This is a genomic window from Vibrio furnissii CIP 102972 (genome assembly GCF_000176175.1).
Taxonomy (GTDB): domain Bacteria; phylum Pseudomonadota; class Gammaproteobacteria; order Enterobacterales; family Vibrionaceae; genus Vibrio; species Vibrio furnissii.
Genome location: NZ_ACZP01000011.1, coordinates 18,846 through 35,535, shown reverse-complemented (window position 1 = coordinate 35,535; position 16,690 = coordinate 18,846). Strand labels below are relative to the sequence as shown.

17 protein-coding genes are annotated in these 16,690 nt (G+C 53.4%); 9 read left to right on the top strand and 8 right to left on the bottom strand.

The genetic code is table 11. The features are described 5' to 3' along the window. The 5 genes from araH (at position 1) to yjfF (ending at position 5,876) form a co-directional block, all read left to right on the top strand. Positions 1-987: an L-arabinose ABC transporter permease AraH gene (araH, locus tag VFA_RS02145; protein ID WP_004724310.1), complete on the top strand. Its 987-nt coding sequence runs from the start codon at positions 1-3 to the stop codon at positions 985-987. Between the two features lie 335 nt (positions 988-1,322). Continuing rightward, positions 1,323-2,282, top strand: a complete 960-nt coding sequence (gene ytfQ / locus VFA_RS02140) for a galactofuranose ABC transporter, galactofuranose-binding protein YtfQ (RefSeq protein WP_004724309.1) — start codon at positions 1,323-1,325, stop codon at positions 2,280-2,282. A 64-nt stretch (positions 2,283-2,346) separates the two neighbouring features. Beyond that, positions 2,347-3,852, top strand: coding sequence for a galactofuranose ABC transporter, ATP-binding protein YtfR (gene ytfR / locus VFA_RS02135; RefSeq protein ID WP_004724308.1), 1,506 nt, complete (start codon positions 2,347-2,349; stop codon positions 3,850-3,852). A 10-nt stretch (positions 3,853-3,862) separates the two neighbouring features. Beyond that, positions 3,863-4,891, top strand: a complete 1,029-nt coding sequence (ytfT, locus tag VFA_RS02130) for a galactofuranose ABC transporter, ATP-binding protein YtfT (protein ID WP_038150715.1) — start codon at positions 3,863-3,865, stop codon at positions 4,889-4,891. Beyond that, positions 4,878-5,876, top strand: coding sequence for a galactofuranose ABC transporter, permease protein YjfF (gene yjfF / locus VFA_RS02125; RefSeq protein WP_004724306.1), 999 nt, complete (start codon positions 4,878-4,880; stop codon positions 5,874-5,876). Before ytfT ends, yjfF begins: the two co-directional genes overlap by 14 nt. A 13-nt stretch (positions 5,877-5,889) precedes the next feature. On the opposite strand, the gene VFA_RS02120 is transcribed toward yjfF, so the two are convergent. From VFA_RS02120 to ftnA, 3 genes are all read right to left on the bottom strand, one after another. After that, on the bottom strand, positions 5,890-7,077 hold the full coding sequence (locus VFA_RS02120; protein ID WP_004724305.1) for a BaiN/RdsA family NAD(P)/FAD-dependent oxidoreductase: 1,188 nt from the start codon (positions 7,075-7,077) through the stop codon (positions 5,890-5,892). Between the two features lie 105 nt (positions 7,078-7,182). Continuing rightward, positions 7,183-7,506, bottom strand: coding sequence for a universal stress protein UspB (gene uspB, locus VFA_RS02115; RefSeq protein WP_004724304.1), 324 nt, complete (start codon positions 7,504-7,506; stop codon positions 7,183-7,185). A 74-nt stretch (positions 7,507-7,580) separates the two neighbouring features. Continuing rightward, the gene (gene ftnA, locus VFA_RS02110) at positions 7,581-8,108 is read right to left on the bottom strand and encodes a non-heme ferritin (protein WP_004724303.1); all 528 of its coding nucleotides are present in this window, start codon (positions 8,106-8,108) and stop codon (positions 7,581-7,583) included. A gap of 162 nt (positions 8,109-8,270) precedes the next feature. On the opposite strand from ftnA, the gene uspA reads away from it, so the two are divergent. After that, entirely contained in the window at positions 8,271-8,696 is a 426-nt protein-coding gene (uspA, locus tag VFA_RS02105; RefSeq protein WP_004724302.1) for a universal stress protein UspA, read from the top strand. A 56-nt stretch (positions 8,697-8,752) separates the two neighbouring features. Next, positions 8,753-9,637 (top strand): carboxylate/amino acid/amine transporter, encoded by an 885-nt coding sequence (locus VFA_RS02100; RefSeq protein ID WP_004724301.1) that lies wholly within the window; start codon positions 8,753-8,755, stop codon positions 9,635-9,637. Between the two features lie 81 nt (positions 9,638-9,718). Here VFA_RS02100 and VFA_RS02095 read toward each other — a convergent pair whose 3' ends face one another. The 3 genes from VFA_RS02095 to VFA_RS02085 form a co-directional block, all read right to left on the bottom strand. After that, positions 9,719-10,126 (bottom strand): hypothetical protein, encoded by a 408-nt coding sequence (locus VFA_RS02095; RefSeq protein WP_004724300.1) that lies wholly within the window; start codon positions 10,124-10,126, stop codon positions 9,719-9,721. Between the two features lie 77 nt (positions 10,127-10,203). After that, positions 10,204-10,992 (bottom strand): class I SAM-dependent methyltransferase, encoded by a 789-nt coding sequence (locus VFA_RS02090; protein WP_004724299.1) that lies wholly within the window; start codon positions 10,990-10,992, stop codon positions 10,204-10,206. A 65-nt stretch (positions 10,993-11,057) separates the two neighbouring features. After that, positions 11,058-13,322, bottom strand: a complete 2,265-nt coding sequence (locus tag VFA_RS02085; RefSeq protein ID WP_274613713.1) for an EAL domain-containing protein — start codon at positions 13,320-13,322, stop codon at positions 11,058-11,060. 121 nt (positions 13,323-13,443) lie between these two features. Between VFA_RS02085 and asnC the strand changes: the two genes are divergently transcribed. After that, positions 13,444-13,908: a transcriptional regulator AsnC gene (gene asnC / locus VFA_RS02080; protein ID WP_004724297.1), complete on the top strand. Its 465-nt coding sequence runs from the start codon at positions 13,444-13,446 to the stop codon at positions 13,906-13,908. Positions 13,909-13,950: 42 nt separating this feature from the next. On the opposite strand, the gene tsrA is transcribed toward asnC, so the two are convergent. Further along, positions 13,951-14,232 (bottom strand): H-NS-like global regulator TsrA, encoded by a 282-nt coding sequence (gene tsrA / locus VFA_RS02075; protein WP_004724296.1) that lies wholly within the window; start codon positions 14,230-14,232, stop codon positions 13,951-13,953. A gap of 106 nt (positions 14,233-14,338) precedes the next feature. Next, complete coding sequence (locus VFA_RS02070; RefSeq protein WP_004724295.1) at positions 14,339-15,499, bottom strand: multidrug effflux MFS transporter; 1,161 nt, start codon at positions 15,497-15,499, stop codon at positions 14,339-14,341. A 144-nt stretch (positions 15,500-15,643) separates the two neighbouring features. Between VFA_RS02070 and VFA_RS02065 the strand changes: the two genes are divergently transcribed. Beyond that, entirely contained in the window at positions 15,644-16,585 is a 942-nt protein-coding gene (locus VFA_RS02065; RefSeq protein WP_004724294.1) for a LysR family transcriptional regulator, read from the top strand. Positions 16,586-16,690 lie beyond the last annotated feature (105 nt).

Genomic DNA, 16,690 nt, shown 5'->3' with positions numbered 1-16,690 from the left:
ATGTCTCTATCAAGTTCTACCAAAGTGGTTGCTGCCGACCAAAAGCCGAGCGGCGTGAACTTCGCCCAGATCTGGGATCGATTCGGCATGCTGATGGTGTTTGCCGGTCTGTTTTTGCTGTGTAGTTTGTTCGTGCCCTACTTCGCCACCCTGATCAACATGAAAGGCTTGGGCTTGGCGATTTCCATGAGCGGCATGGTCGCCTGTGCCACGTTGTTCTGTTTGGCCTGTGGCGACCTCGACTTGTCGGTGGCCTCCGTAATTGCCTGCTCTGGCGTGGTCACCGCCGTGGCCATCAACGCCACCAGCAGTGTGGTGCTGGGTATCGGCGCGGGGCTGCTCTCGGGCGTGCTGTTTGGCCTGCTCAACGGCTTTGTGATTGCCAAACTGCAAATTAACGCGCTGATCACCACCCTCGCGACGATGCAAATTGCCCGCGGTCTGGGTTACATCATCTCAGACGGTAAAGCGGTCGGCATCACAGAAGAGAGCTTCTTTGCGCTCGGTAACTCGTCGCTACTTGGCATTCCAACGCCGATTTGGCTGACCATCATCACCTTCATCGTGTTTGGCTTTTTGCTCAACCGCACCGTGTATGGCCGCAACACCTTGGCCATCGGCGGCAACGAAGAAGCGGCACGTTTGGCTGGCGTCAACGTGGTGAAAACCAAGATGATGATTTTCACCATCTCCGGCTTTATCTCCGCCTTGGCAGGGGTCATTTTGGCGGCGCGCATGACCAGTGGCCAGCCGATGACATCGGTCGGGTTTGAAATGGTGGTGATCTCGGCGTGTGTGTTGGGCGGCGTGTCGCTCAAAGGCGGGATCGGTAAAGTCTCTTACGTGATTGCCGGGGTGCTGATTTTGGGCACCGTGGAAAACGCCATGAACCTGCTGAACATGTCCCCTTTTGCACAATACGTTGTCCGTGGCGTGATCTTGCTGGCGGCCGTTATTTTTGACCGCTACAAACAAAAATCACGTTAAGTACATTCCGCTCCAAATAGCTCTCTTATTTCCCATCAATAAGAGAGCTTTTCTCGTTCTTATTCAAAATTAACTTTCTTACGAAGATAACCAAGCCACTGTTTATATTAGCAATAATTAAATAAACATTTCGTTCTACTTAGGTCGTAAGAAACATTGTCGATCATGCTAATAAAATGGATATTTCTGCTACCCCAAACTTTATGTGATTAAACTCTAACCAACGCGTCATTCCCGCCCCTATGATTTAATCACTCTCACACATTTCGATAACATTATTTTTAAACCGAGAGTGAAACAAAAACAAAGATATCAACAAGATAGGGAATTACATCATGTTCAAAAAACTCTCCTTAGCGGTCGCCGTGGGCACGGTTTTGATGTCCAGCTCACTGATGGCGAAAACACTCACCGTTGGCTTTTCACAAATCGGTTCGGAATCGGGTTGGCGCGCTGCGGAAACCGCAGTGTCGAAAGTGGAAGCAGAAAAACGCGGCATCACGCTGAAAATCTCCGATGCGCAGCAAAAGCAGGAAAACCAAATCAAAGCGGTGCGCTCCTTCATCGCCCAAGGCGTGGATGCCATTTTTATCGCGCCCGTGGTGCAAACAGGCTGGGGACCGGTGCTGGAAGAAGCCAAAGATGACGGCATTCCGGTGTTCCTGCTAGACCGCGGCATCACGGTCGATGACGACTCGCTCTACACCACCGCCATCACCGCCGACAACGTGCTCGAAGGCAATGTGGCGGGTCAATGGCTGATCGACCAAGTGCAAGGCAAACCGTGCAATGTAGTGGAACTGCAAGGCACCGTGGGGGCCAGCGTGGCAATTGATCGCAAACAGGGCTTTAGCAACGCCATCAGCGCGGTCGACAACATCCGCATCGTACGTACTCAGTCGGGCGAATTCACGCGCAGTAAAGGCAAAGAGGTGATGGAGAGTTTCATCAAAGCGGAAAACAACGGCAAGAATATTTGCGCGGTGTTCGCGCACAACGATGACATGGCCATCGGCGCCATTCAGGCGATTAAAGAAGCCGGTTTAAAACCGGGCAGCGATATTTTCATTGTCTCGATTGATGCCGTACCCGATATTTTCAAAGCGATGATGAATGGCGAAGCCAATGCCACGGTCGAGTTAACCCCCAATATGGCCGGCCCAGCCTTTGATGCGCTGATGGCCATGAAAGACAACGGCACCCTGCCGCCGAAGAAAATCGTGACTGAATCGACCTTGTATTTACCCGATGATGCGCCAGCACAATTGGATATGAAAAAAGATCTCGGTTACTAACCTGAATGGTTCAATAACGCCTCACCCACGGTGCTGTGGGTGAGCGCTGATTCAAGGAGCGATTATGTCTTTAGCTTCGGACGCGACAACCGTGCTGACCGCAAGCGGGATCTGCAAATATTTCCCCGGCGTGAAAGCGTTGCATCAGGTCGATTTCACCCTCCGGCGAGGCGAAATCATGGCCTTGTTGGGCGAAAATGGCGCGGGTAAATCCACACTGGTGAAAACGCTGACGGGCGTGTATCAACGCGACAGCGGCGATATTCGCCTCGATGGCAACCTGATCTCGCCGCAAAATACCGCACATGCCCAGCAACTTGGCATCGGTACCGTATATCAAGAAGTGAACCTGCTGCCCAACATGTCGGTGATGGATAACCTGTTTATTGGCAACGAGCCGAAAAAATGGGGCTTCGTTGACCGCAAAACCATGGCGCAGCAGGCGCAACACATCGTCAGCCGTTACGGGCTCGACATTGACGTCACAGAACCCCTCAATCATTTCTCGGTCGCGATTCAGCAAGTGATTGCCATCGCACGCGCGATTTCGATGTCGGCCAAGATTTTAATTCTCGACGAACCGACCGCCAGCCTCGACAGCAATGAGGTGAAGATGCTGTTTAACATCATGCTCGACCTGAAACAGCAAGGGGTCAGCCTGATTTTCATCACCCACTTTCTCGACCAAGTTTACGCCGTCAGCGATCGCATCACCGTGCTGCGCAACGGCCAGCTCGTCGGCACCCGCAACACGTGCGATCTGCCGCAGATTGAACTGGTCAAAATGATGCTCGGCCGCGAACTCGACGATGCCGCCCTGCACCGAGCGGGCAAAACCAAGCTCAGCAACGAACCGGTGGTGCAGTTTGCCAACTACGGCAAAAAAGGCACCATCGCGCCGTTTGATCTCAACGTGCACGCGGGTGAAATCGTTGGGCTGGCGGGTTTGCTTGGCTCAGGACGCACGGAAACTGCGCAGGTGATTTTTGGCATTGAAGGCCATGATTCCGGTGAATGCCGCCTCAAAGGTCGTCCGGTGCAGGTGCGCTCTGCGCGTCAAGCCTCACACCTTGGCTTTGGCTATTGCCCGGAAGACAGAAAAACCGATGGCATCATCGGCGCGGCCTCGGTGCGTGAAAACATCATCCTCGCCTTGCAGGCCCAACGCGGCTGGTTCAAACCGCTGTCTCGCAGCGAGCAAGACGCCGTCGCGAAACGCTTTGTGCAACAGCTCGACATCAAAACGCCCAGCATCGAACAGCCGATCGAGTTCCTCTCGGGTGGCAACCAGCAAAAAGTGTTGTTGGCACGCTGGCTGCTGACCAAACCGAAATTCCTCATTCTGGATGAACCGACGCGCGGCATTGATGTCGGCGCGCATGCAGAAATCATTCGTCTGATCGAAAGCCTGTGCGCCAACGGGTTGGCGTTGCTGGTGATCTCGTCCGAGCTGGAAGAGTTGGTCGGCTATGCCGACCGAGTAATTGTGCTGCGTGACCGCAAGCAGGTGGCGGAGATTGCCACCGAAGCGCTGTCAGTGCCAGCCATTATGCAAGCCATCGCGATGTAAGGAGGCAGCGATGAGTACTTTGAATTCCTCTGCTCTGCACACGCCGAGCACACGCCGGCGCACGTTACCCAAAGGCACACCGCAGGTGGCGGCCTTGTTGCTGCTGTTTGTGGTCAACGCGCTGATTGCGGATAACTTTTTTTCGATTCACATTCAAGAGGGTCGCCTGTTTGGCAGCGTCATCGACATCTTTAACCGCGGCGCGCCTGTCGCCCTGCTGACACTGGGCATGACGTTGGTCATCGCCACCGGCGGCATCGACTTGTCCGTGGGCGCGGTGATGGCCATCAGCGGTGCTGTAACGGCGAGCCTCGCTCAGCATGGTTATGCACCGGGCACCATTCTGCTCTGCGCCCTGCTATCGGGCGTGGTGTGCGGCGTGTGGAACGGCTTTTTAGTCGCCGTCTGCAAAATCCAGCCGATTGTCGCCACGTTAATCCTGATGGTGGCCGGGCGCGGCGTAGCGCAGCTCATCACCGAGGGGCAAATCATTACCTTCAACAACGCCACCTTGTCGTGGTTTGGCAGCGGCTCGCTGTTCTATTTGCCAACGCCAATCATTGTATTGGCTCTGGCGGCACTGGCCGTGTGGGCATTGACCAAAAAAACTGCGCTCGGCCTGTTCATCGAATCGGTCGGGATCAACATTCGCGCGGCTAAAAACGCCGGTATTCATACGCCCGCGATCGTGATGTCGGTGTATGTGGTCAGCGGGCTGATGGCGGCGCTGGCGGGGATCATCGTCGCGGCAGACATCAAAGGCGCCGACGCCAACAATGCCGGGCTGTGGCTGGAAATGGACGCCATTCTCGCGGTGGTGATTGGCGGCACTTCGCTGCTGGGTGGACGCTTCAATTTGCTGCTGGCGTTGGTGGGCGCGTTCATCATTCAAAGCATCAACACCGGTATTTTGCTGTCGGGCTATCAGCCGCAATGGAACCACATTGTGAAATCGGTGGTGGTGCTGACGGTGCTGATCCTGCAATCACCCGCCGTGATTCAACTCATCAACAAGGGGCGTTCTCATGCTAAAACGTAATTTCCCGCTGTTTATCACCATCAGTGTGTTTTTGCTCGGTTACGCGTTTTGCATGGCCGAATTCCCGGCGTTCCTCAGCACCCGCGTGATTTGCAACATTCTGACAGACAACGCCTTTCTCGGCATTCTGGCGGTGGGCATGACGTTTGTGATCCTCTCCGGCGGCATCGACTTGTCGGTTGGTTCCGTGGTGGCATTTACGGGCGTCCTGCTAGCAACCTTGATTGGCGACTGGGGGTGGCACCCTTGGATGGCGATTGGCGTGGCGCTGGTGATGGGCGCCCTGTTTGGCGGCCTGATGGGCTGGGTCATCGACACCCTGAAGATTCCCGCGTTTATCGTCACTTTGGCCGGCATGTTCTTTCTGCGCGGGGTCAGTTTTCTGATCTCCGAACAGTCGATTCCGATTGAACATCCGCTGTATCGCGACTTGTCGCGCAGCGCTTGGCATATCATCGGCGGCGGGCGTTTGAGCCTGATGGCGGTCGTGATGCTGGTGGTGGTCGCACTGGGTATGCTGCTGGCGCATCGCACGCGCTTTGGCAACAATGTCTATGCTGTGGGGGGCAATCCTGCCTCGGCAGCGCTGATGGGAGTGCCCGTCAAACGCACCACCATCGGCATTTATATGCTCTCGACCTTTCTGGCCACCTGCGCGGGGATTGTGTTTTCAATTTACACATCCGCAGGATATCCGCTGGCCGCCGTCGGTGTGGAATTGGATGCGATTGCGGCGGTGGTGATTGGAGGCACCTTGCTATCCGGCGGTGTGGGCACGGTTTTTGGGTCCCTGTTTGGCGTGCTGATTCAGGGCCTCATCCAAACCTACATCACCTTTGATGGCACGCTCAGTTCATGGTGGACCAAAATCATTGTCGGCATTCTGCTGTTCAGCTTCATTGCCCTGCAGCGTTTGCTGATCATCATGAGTGAACGGCGCAAGGTGGTGAACACCTCACGCGTTGGTGGGTTCGCGCGCGATTAAGACACCAGAGCGGTTACGCCCATTGCCCAGCCACGTAGCCGCTCGACCACGCCCACTGGAAGTTGTAGCCCCCCAGCCAACCGGTGACGTCCATCACTTCGCCGACAAAATAGAGCCCCGGCACGGTTTTGCACGCCATGGTTTTCGATGAAAGCGAATCGGTATCGACGCCGCCCAGTGTCACTTCAGCAGTACGATAACCTTCGGTGCCGTTGGGCACAATACGCCACTGTTGCAGCGTGTCGGAGACCGCGCTCAGCTCTTTCGGGTTGAGTTGTTTGAGCGGTTTGTCGCTCAGCAGTTGGCGCTCGATCAGCACTTCCACCAAGCGTTTTGGCAGCACGCGCGCCAGAGTGTTTTTCAGGCTTTGGTTCGGGTGCTTTTCACGCGAACGAGTCAGTAGCTCGTCGATGTCCACATTCGGCACTAGATTGATGCTGAGCGCTTGCCCCGGCTTCCAGTAAGAGGAAATTTGCAATACCGCAGGGCCGGATAAACCGCGATGGGTAAACAGCAGCGCTTCTTTAAATACTTTGCCGCATTCCGCCTGAATTTCAGAGGGCACCGCAATGCCCGACAATTCAGCCAGCGCGTCTTTGTCTTCCACATGCAGCGTAAACGGCACCAAACCCGCGGTGGTCGGAAGCACGGGCAAACCAAACTGCTCGGCAATCTTGTAACCAAATGGCGTCGCGCCCAGTTTGGGCATCGACAAACCACCGGTCGCGACCACCAGCGACTGGCATTCAATATCGCCCGTTGAGGTCGTGAGGTGAAAGCCCTGCTCGGTTTTGGCGATGGCCAGCGTTTCCACTTGGTAGCGCTGGCGAATGGTCGGCTGATCGCACTCTGCCAGCAGCATGGTGACAATGTCTTTGGCCGAATCGAGACAGAATAACTGGCCGTGGTCACGCTCTTCGTACGCAATGTCGTACTTGCTGACCATGGCAATGAAATCCCAGTTGGTGTACTGCGACAGCGCCGATTTGACGAAGTGCGGGTTGCCACACAGGTAGTTGGCTGCCGACACATCGTAGTTGGTGAAATTACAACGGCCGCCGCCAGAGATGAGGATTTTACGACCCGGTTTTTTGGCGTGATCGAGGATCAAGACGCTGCGACCCCGCTTCCCCGCTTCCGCGGCACACATCAGGCCAGCGGCACCCGCGCCCATCACGACAACATCGACTTTTTCACTCATTTCGGCTCACTCAACTGCAATAAAAAAGGATGTGCAGCGCACATCCTTACTCACTTGGGGCGGTATTCTAACGGTAAAACCATTGCTTGCCAATTGACCGCGAAATCACAGCATAAAGGCGGCCACCGTCGTCAGGAGCACCAGTGACGTCGAGAGGATAAACAGCTCACGCACGCGGTCACACTTGCCGGTAAACACCGGGTCGTGATGGTGGTGATACTCTTTGCTTTTGATGTAGTGGTACAAGCGCACCTGTTTGGTGACATTGCCGTGGGTGGTAAAAAAGCCACCGCCATCGACTTGCTGATAGAGCAACGGGTGAGCTTCGCGCATGATGTAAATAAGAGAGCGTAATGCGGTGAGGTAACGGAGCACGTTCACACCGGTTACGATCATTAGCGCTAAAAGAATGGTATCTCCACTGATCATCTTTTCCTCCCTACATCTTGCGTAAGAATGCCCAGAGAAAAAGACGATCGCTTCAATTGGTCTTTTTGCCGAGATTACTCAGCGGGGGCATCCATTACCGAAGATGAGCCTGCTTTTGCCAATGCAGCCAGATCTTTATCGATGAAGAACAACGCCTTACCATCTTCGCCGACCAGTTCCAGCTTATCTAAAATCCCTTTAAACAACTTCTCTTCTTCATGTTGCTCCGCAACGTACCACTGAAGGAAGTTAAATGTTGAGTAATCTTGAGATGTGAACGCCAGATGAGCCAGTTTGTTGATTTTCTGCGTAATCATCTGCTCATGTTCATACGTTTCGCGAAATACTTCGCCTAAGCTTGCGAAATCATGTTTTGGCGCTGCGATCGCCCCCAGGATTGGCATCGAGCCGGTTTCACTGACATAAGTAAACAGTCGTTGCATGTGCTGCATCTCTTCTACGGCATGAGCGCGTAGAAACTCTGCGGCACCATCAAATCCTTTGTCTTCACACCAAGCACTCATTTGTAAGTATAGATTGGATGAAAAAAATTCGAGATTAATTTGATCATTCAATTGATCGACCATGGCTTGAGCTAGCATCGAGGGTTCCTATTCATCATAAATCACTGAAGCCACTATAACATGTTCGTTGGCTATTGTTAGAACACCGTGACCATACACGATGGATATTTGATCGCGACGGCAAAAAACTTCTCAGTGAGGTGCTAATCTGTAGTGAGTCACCTACAAGGAGATAGCATTATGAGTTATCAACACATTTTAGTTGCCGTCGATCTCTCAGAAGACAGCAAACTTTTGATCGACAAAGCGGTTGCGCTGGCTAAGCCTCTGAATGCCGAGATCTCTTTTATTCACATTGATGTGAACTATGCCGAGCTCTACACCGGGCTGATCGACATCAACCTGGCAGAAACGCAACACCACGCGATGGAAGCATCTCAGAAACAGCTGCAAGAGATGGCCAACTACGCCAACTACCCGATTCGCCACACCTTGGTGGGCAGCGGCGATTTGAGTAACGAGCTGTGCGACACCATCAATGAGTTCAACATTGATTTAGTGGTGTGCGGTCACCACCAAGATTTCTGGAGCAAACTGCTGTCCTCAACCCGCCAGCTCATTAATTGCTCACCTGTCGACCTGTTGGTTGTACCACTCAACGACTGACGACGAAGAAAAACTCAGTTAGACTGCAGATAAATTTTCATTAAACCATTCTCGTTATGATTTATTTATCTGCAGTGACCCTACTTTGGGCCTTCTCATTCAGCCTGATCGGCGTGTACCTCGCCGGTCAGGTCGATTCTTGGTTTTCGGTGCTAATGCGGGTGGCCCTCGCCAGCCTCGTGTTCCTTCCCTTTCTTAAGTTCAAACACGTCCCCGGTCAGCTGATTGGCAAACTGATGGCAATTGGCGGCATTCAACTTGGCTTGATGTACTGCTTCTACTACCAATCATTTTTGCTACTTTCAGTGCCGGAAGTGCTGCTGTTTACCGTGTTTACGCCGATTTATGTCACCCTGATTTATGACTTGCTCAAAGGGCGGTTCTCGCCGTGGTATCTGGTCACCGCCGTGATTGCCGTGGCGGGCGCAGCCGTGATTAAATTCGCCGGCATCAACGACAACTTCTTCCTTGGCTTTATGGTGGTACAAGGCGCCAACCTCTGCTTTGCCATCGGTCAGGTGGGCTACAAATACGTGATGGAACGCGAAACCGTGACGCTGCCGCAACACACGGTGTTTGGCTACTTCTATCTCGGTGCGCTGGTGGTCGCCAGTGTCGCGTTTCTGCTGCTTGGCAATCCGAGCAAACTGCCCACCACTTCGCTGCAATGGAGCATTCTGATTTATCTTGGCGTGATTGCGTCGGGATTTGGCTATTTTGCCTGGAACAAAGGCGCGTGCATGGTCAACGCGGGCGCGCTGGCGATCATGAACAACGTGCTGGTGCCGGCGGGTCTGGTGGTCAATATTCTGATCTGGAACCGCGACGTGGATGTACTGCGCCTGTCGCTGGGCGGATTGGTCATTTTGCTCTCGCTGTGGGTCAATGAAACCTGGGTCAAACGCCGTGTGGAATTGCACTACCGCACCTTTGACCAATAAGCGAATGCGCCGTCAACAAATGAGCCGAAAGCGACACACAAAAAAGCCCACCGATTGGTGGGCTTTTTCATGGCATTAGCATCAGTGCACGTGCGTCAGCACGCGGCTGTCGGTTAACACCACGCTGGGGGTCAACGCATCGAATTTGGCTTGCAGCGCTTGCTGCTTTTTCATCACTTTCTGTTGCTGTTTGAGTACTTTGGCCAGCTTCTTCTGATATTTTTTCTGCTTTTTCAGCGTCTTCTTCGCCAGTTTCAGCGCCGCTTTTTCTGCGGACTTGCTGCGCGTCGCACGCACATCAACAGCCCCTTGGGCTTTGCTTGCACGTTTGAGCGTGGGCAAGGCTTCGGGCTTACACAGCGCATTTTTGTCGGCGGATGAACGGGCACAAGCACGGCACATAAAGGCCGGTTGCGCCACCAAGCGATGAATCTCACCCAGGGAGGTGGTGATGTCACGACGATTTAACTTACACAATCGTTTCGTCATGGTCGAGGCTCCAGCTAAGAATAGGAATAATTCTTAGTTAGATATAACCGTCCCCCCGCGGAAACGCAAGTGCTGATTTATTGGCTGTCGCCCATCGCGGCAATCACGTATACATCAAAGCGGTTCTTCTTGGTTTCAATCGCCATGCTCGGTTTGTGTTCATTCAACCATTCGGCGTAATCCGGACGCTTCACCACCACACGTTTGGTCGCCAGCGACAATGCCGGTGCCAGCAACGCATCTGCGTCGTTGTCGGCCCCGACCAAGGATTGAAATACACGCATCTCTTTTTTGACCAACGCGGTTTTCTTTTTGTTTTCCGAGTGCGGATACATGGGATCGAGATAGACCACGTCTGGGCGTTCAAACGTTGCATCCTGCGCCAGCTGATCCAGCGCAGCATGGCTGGACGCATGCAGCAACGTGACTCGTTCACTGACCCACGGACCGATTTCTGCATCGAGTTGCGCGCGCATCAGGCCATCGTCGAGCAACGCCGCAACCACCGGATGACGTTCCACCATCTGCACCTTGCAGCCCAATGACGCCAGCACAAACGCATCACGTCCCAAACCTGCCGTGCCATCAAGCACCGTCGGCGTCACGCCTTTGTTCAACCCTGCAGCTTTGGCGATCGCCTGACCTTTGCCGCCACCAAATTTACGGCGATGCGCCACCGCGCCGCTGACCCAGTCAACGTAAATCGCACCCAGTTTGGGCTCATCGGTTTTACGCAGTTCCAAGCGTTCCGCCGTCAGCACCAGCGCAAACGGGCTGCTGGCATCGTGGCTTAAATGCCAGCGCTTGGCGATACGTTGCAGTTCTTCAGCACGTTCGCGGACTTCACAAATCAGTTGTAGCTGCAAAGGTCTCACTCCAGAATCGAGGGGGTCAAATCGGCGGCCAGTGTAGCCGATTTTCAGCGTGGCGGCTAAGCCTTCTGCGCGGTCAGCAGTTGTTCAACCAGCTCGTCAATCGGCTGTGGTTTGCCAATCTGATAACCCTGCGCAAAATGGACGCCAATCTCGCGTAAACGCTGCAAAATCGCCTCATTTTCGACGAACTCGGCCACGGTCTGTTTTCCCATCTGGCGGGCCAAATCGTGGATTGAACGCACCATCAAATGGTCCGTCTCATTCACATCAATGTCGCGCACAAACAGGCCATCGATTTTAACGATGTCGATCGGCAACTTTTTCAGGTAGCCGAACGAAGAGAGCCCCGATCCAAAATCGTCCAACGCGATGCGACAGCCGAGCTGTTTCAGGCGACTAAACAGATCAATCGCCTGATTAAGGTTGCGCATCGCGGCGGTTTCGGTGATTTCAAAACAGATTTTTTCGCATGGCACATCACTGCGTTGCAGCCGCGCCAGCAGCGTGTCGATGAATTCCGCATTGCCCATCGAGTGACCGGACAGGTTGATGGAACACAAGCCCAAGTGAGCCAGCACCTGCGGGCGGGTTTCAAACCAGCGCAGCGTCTGTTCCACCACTTGTTTATCCAGCAGGTGTGCCACGTTATAGCGTTCAGAGGCAGGCACGAAGATACCCGGCGACACGTACTCGCCCGCCGCATTCTTGATGCGCACCAAAATCTCAAAGTGCATGCCCGCGTCATCCCCGCTCAACGCCAGAATCTGCTGTGCAAACAGCTCGACGCGATCTTTTGCCAGCGCATCATGCACCAGATTGACGCTCTCCATCTCCAACTGGCGGCGGCACAGATCTGCATCATCCTGACGATACAAGTTGTAGCGGTTGCGTCCCTCTTCTTTGGCAGCGTGACACGCGGTGTCCGCCTGCGCATGCACCATCTGCGGTGATGTCGCAGTGTGGTCAATCAAACGAATCCCGATCGAACACGTCAAATTGAGGCGAATGTCATCCCACCAAAACGCGTGCTCAGCCAAGGTCGCGACGATGATTTTCGCCACCTGAATCGCATCTCGCTCGGTGCAGTCTTTGAGCAAAATAGCAAACTCATCGCCGCCCATGCGCGCCAAAACCGCGTTGTACGGCAACACCTCTTCCAACATGCTGGCGCAAAACTGAATCGCGCCGTCTCCGGCATCGTGGCCGGCGGTGTCGTTGAGGACTTTGAGTTGGTCGAGGTCGAGGTACAACATGGCGTGCGTGCGCAGTTCGGTTTCCGTCTCTTGCAGCGCTTGCGCCAGTTCCAGCTCAAACTGGTTGCGGTTGTAGGTGTTGGTCAGCAGGTCAAATTTGGCTTGATAGGCCAGTTCGTCAGCCAGTTTGCGCGTGGGCGTCACGTCTTCTCCCACAATCAGCAGGTGGCCCGTTTCCACCAGCGCACGAATATTTTCACGCACCCAAATGGCGTGGCCATCAGCATGGCGATATTCAATTTCACGCTGCCACACGCCTTGCAGCGATTGATTGGGTTGCAGCAACATTTGACGCGCGCTGAGCGCTTGCTCGCTGAGGTAAAACTCTTTCAAACGATGACCAAGCATCTGCGAAGCATCAAACCCGAGCATCTGTTCGGCAAACCGGTTCACTTGTTGAATGCGGTTCTGCTCATCGAGCGTCAGCATCATCACCGGTTGCAGGTCGTAATAGTGACTGAGGCTGGCTTCACGCTGAAACAGTTTGTCTTCGGTGATTTTCCGCCAGGTAATATCTTGCGCTTCACACAGATATTGAATCGGTTCACCCGGCATATTGAACATGGGTTTGAATGCCCATTCCAATACAATGGCGCCCTGATCGGCGTGCCAGATTTCCGCTTCAAACTGCCGCGGTTGGGTGGAGACTTCTTCAAAGTACGCTTTGATGCGTTCGGCAGAAGCATCTTCCCAGTGCGGATGCTGCCACAACGGCTGTTCGAGGCTCACACCTTGGCGGTACAACAGTTCCTGAAATTTATGATTGCAGGAAATAAGCCCGCCCTGATGATCAAAAATACCGATATAGTGGTTACTCTGTTCAAACACCGACTCCAACAGGCGCTGATGATCGCGGATCTGGCGTTCACTGTTGCGCAGCCGTACGAGGTAGTAAAGTAACAAGGCGAGGACGCCAACCACTAGCACCAGCCCTGTCAACACCGTGGCGATGTCCCAATGTTGATGATTGCTCAGCCCGATACGTTCAAAGAACGTCGGCGCCGCTGACGTGGTGAGAGGGGCCGCATGAAGCGGCGCCACCATGACGCTCAATAACAGCGATGACATGGCGAAAAATAAGCGAGCCACAAACGGATTCCTTGGCAGAGTCGATGATTAATGATATCACTCCAAATCATAGATTATCCGTGTGATATTCTGACCAATTGCACAAAACGCAGGATTTAATATGCAAGTAGCCACAGCAAAACTGGACGAATTGGATCGCGCGATTCTGAAAATTTTGATGGATGACGCTCGGACCCCTTACGCAGAAATGGCCAAGCAGTTCAATGTCAGCCCCGCCACCATTCACGTGCGTATCGAGAAGATGAAAGCCGCGGATGTCATTCAAGGCACCGAAGTGGTGGTGAACACCAAAAAGCTCGGATACGACGTGTGCTGCTTTATCGGCATCAACCTTAACGCCGCGCGCGATTACCATTCCGCGCTGGCCAAGCTCAATGCGCTAGATGAAGTGGTCGAAGCCTATTACACCACTGGCGCGTACAACATATTCGTCAAACTGATGTGTAAATCGATTGAAGAGCTGCAATACGTGCTGATCGACAAGTTGCAGGCGATCGACGAAGTGCAATCGACCGAAACACTGATTTCGCTGCAAAACCCGATCAACCGCAACGTCAACCCATAGAAAAGCCCGGGACTCAGCCCGGGCTTTTCTTGTAAATTTTGTTTATTTGTTCAGGTATTTCAACAGCTCATCGGGTGAGATACCTTGTTTGGCGAGCTCTTTCGCTAGCAAATCAACTTGTTCGTTCTTGCGTGAATCAATCACTTGTTGGAATTGAAAGACCAGATCACGCAACACCGGCAGTGGTACCTGCTTGGCGGCACTACGAACACGTTCACTACTTTGGTTGCCCAGCTCTGCGAGCAATTTGCCAAACATAACCTTTTCTGGAGACTCGTCGAGTTGTTCCCAGATGCGAGCCATTTCATAGGTTGTCATAGACATCGTATCGTGATTCCAAAGCATTTTTCTAATGAATGAAGAGGCCACAATATACACGCCTAATCGAATTTAGAAAATAGCCGTTTGAGTGAATTTACCAAAGCTTACGCTACGATTCCAAAGCCCATTGGTGCCAAGCACGGCCCGCTTTTGAAAACAGAATGATCAGGGCCGGCGCGATAAGCCACATATGCAATGCAATCAGCATTTGCGGCTCCAAGTGTAAACGTTGCAACGTGCCAACCACCAGACCGGAACCACTCATTTGGAATAAACCTAACAGTGCTGCTGCGGTGCCCGCTTTATCACCAAATGGCGCCAACGCTTTGCCTGCCGCTGCGCCCAGAATCCAGGCAAAACCAATCGATGACACGAAAATCGGCAGCATGAACGCAAATGCCGTCGCCACATCGGCCAGCATCACCATGGTCACCCCAGCCACCAGCAGCGCGCTGATGCCCATCACCAAGGTGGTGTGAGTGCCAAAGCGATCCATGATGCGCGGCGCCGTCATACAAGCGACAATATTCACCACCGCGTTGATCCCAAACCAGAACGTAAACTGGTTCATGGTCAGGCCCAAATGTTCCATCAATACCACCGGGGCCGACGTCACGTACGCCAGAATCACCGCCATTGCGAGCAAGCACAGCGAGGCATGGAACAGGAACGACGGGGTTTTCAGCACCGACCAGTAACGCGATAACTTAAACACCGCTTGTTTTTCGGTGACGGGGTTGGTCTCTTGCATTCGCACCAGCAACAGTAATCCAACGGTCACGGCAAACCCCGCCATAAAGCTGAAGTTCGCGCGCCAGCCAAACTGCTGCGTGAGCCAACTGCCCAGAATGGGCGCGAGCGCAGGAATAAAACAGATGGCGCCATTGAGGTAACTGATCATTTTACCGCTGCGTTGCGGGCCGAAAATATCGCGAACTGTCGCAAAGGCTGCTACCGATGTCGCACATGCACCGAAGCCTTGTAGCAGACGGGCCGTCAGCATCCATTCAATGCTTTGCGCGCTCCACGCCAATAAAGCGCTCACTGCATAAATGCTGATGCCACCCAATGCAACAGTTCGACGACCGAGTTTGTCTGCCAGAGGACCGGCAAACAACTGGCCGACCCCCATCGCAAACAGAAACCAAGTAATCGTGTCTTGAGCCAGAGCGTGTTCCACGTGAAACGTCTGCGCAATTTGCGGCAAAGCCGGCAAATAAATATCAATCGCCAAAGGGCTAAACAGGACCAACAGCGTCAGCAATACCATTTGCTGTTTACTCGGTCCGCTCGAATGCGTCACGCTCACGTGCTTCTCCAACTAAATTAATGAGACTTCGCGCATCATAGAGTAATCCTGATATGCGTAAAAATGGCTTATAATCATCAGTAATATTCCTCTAAGGAAAATCAGATGAAGATTGAAAAGTTAGCCCGCATCGATCTCAACTTGTTGGTGTGCCTCAAAGTCCTCAGCGAAGAGTTGAGTGTCACGCGCACCGCCAACCGCCTCTACCTCAGCCAATCGGCGGTGAGTAAATCGCTGGCCAAACTACGCGAGCAATTTGATGACCCGCTGTTTATTCGCACGTCACACGGCCTAAAACCGACCCCCAAAGTGGTGTTTCTCAAGCCCAAGCTCGACATTCTGGTCAATCAACTTGAACTCATCACTCAGCCGGAGCAGTTTTCACCGCAATCGAGTGAGTACCGTTTCCACATCGCCACGGTTGAAAGTGTCTATCCGTTGATCTTGCCCCATTTTTTGCCTGCTATTTTCAGTCAGGGTCCGAACCTCAACATCAGTACGCACGCGTGGACCGAGCAAACGTTCAAAAAGCTGCAACTGGGTGAACTTGATTTTGGCTTGACGGGGAAAGACATCGACATCAATGACGCACGGCTGACCATGATGCCGCCGAGTGACATCTGCGAGCAGGAAATTTACCGCGACACCCAAATGTGCGTGGTGCGAAAAAACCACCCGGCGCTAAGCCGACCGTGGAATCTCGAGCAGTATCTGGCACTGCGCCATGTGCAAGTGCGTTGCGATGGCAACGACCGCTGGTTGTTGGACTATCGCTTGGCCGATATGGGCCATGAGCGCGACATCGCCATCACGGTGCCCGACTTCAATAGCGCAGCCAGCTTGTGTACCTACACCGATTTTGTGTTTACCGCGCCGAGCCATTTCACCCATTTGGTCGCACATCAAATGGATTTGGTGGTACTGCCGCTGCCACTGGAATTTCCGCCGATGGCCTACACGCTGTTTTGGCATCGCGATCGAGAAAATGACCCGGCGTTGAACTGGCTGCGCCAGATCATTCAAACCAAAACACTCCATTTGCGCTGAGCAGACGACGATTTGCACGCCTTGGGCAAAAGGAGTAGCTTAGTCGCACTTGTCCCGGGCCAGCAAACCACCGCATGTGCCGTCACAAAGGACTGTTCAAAAAAG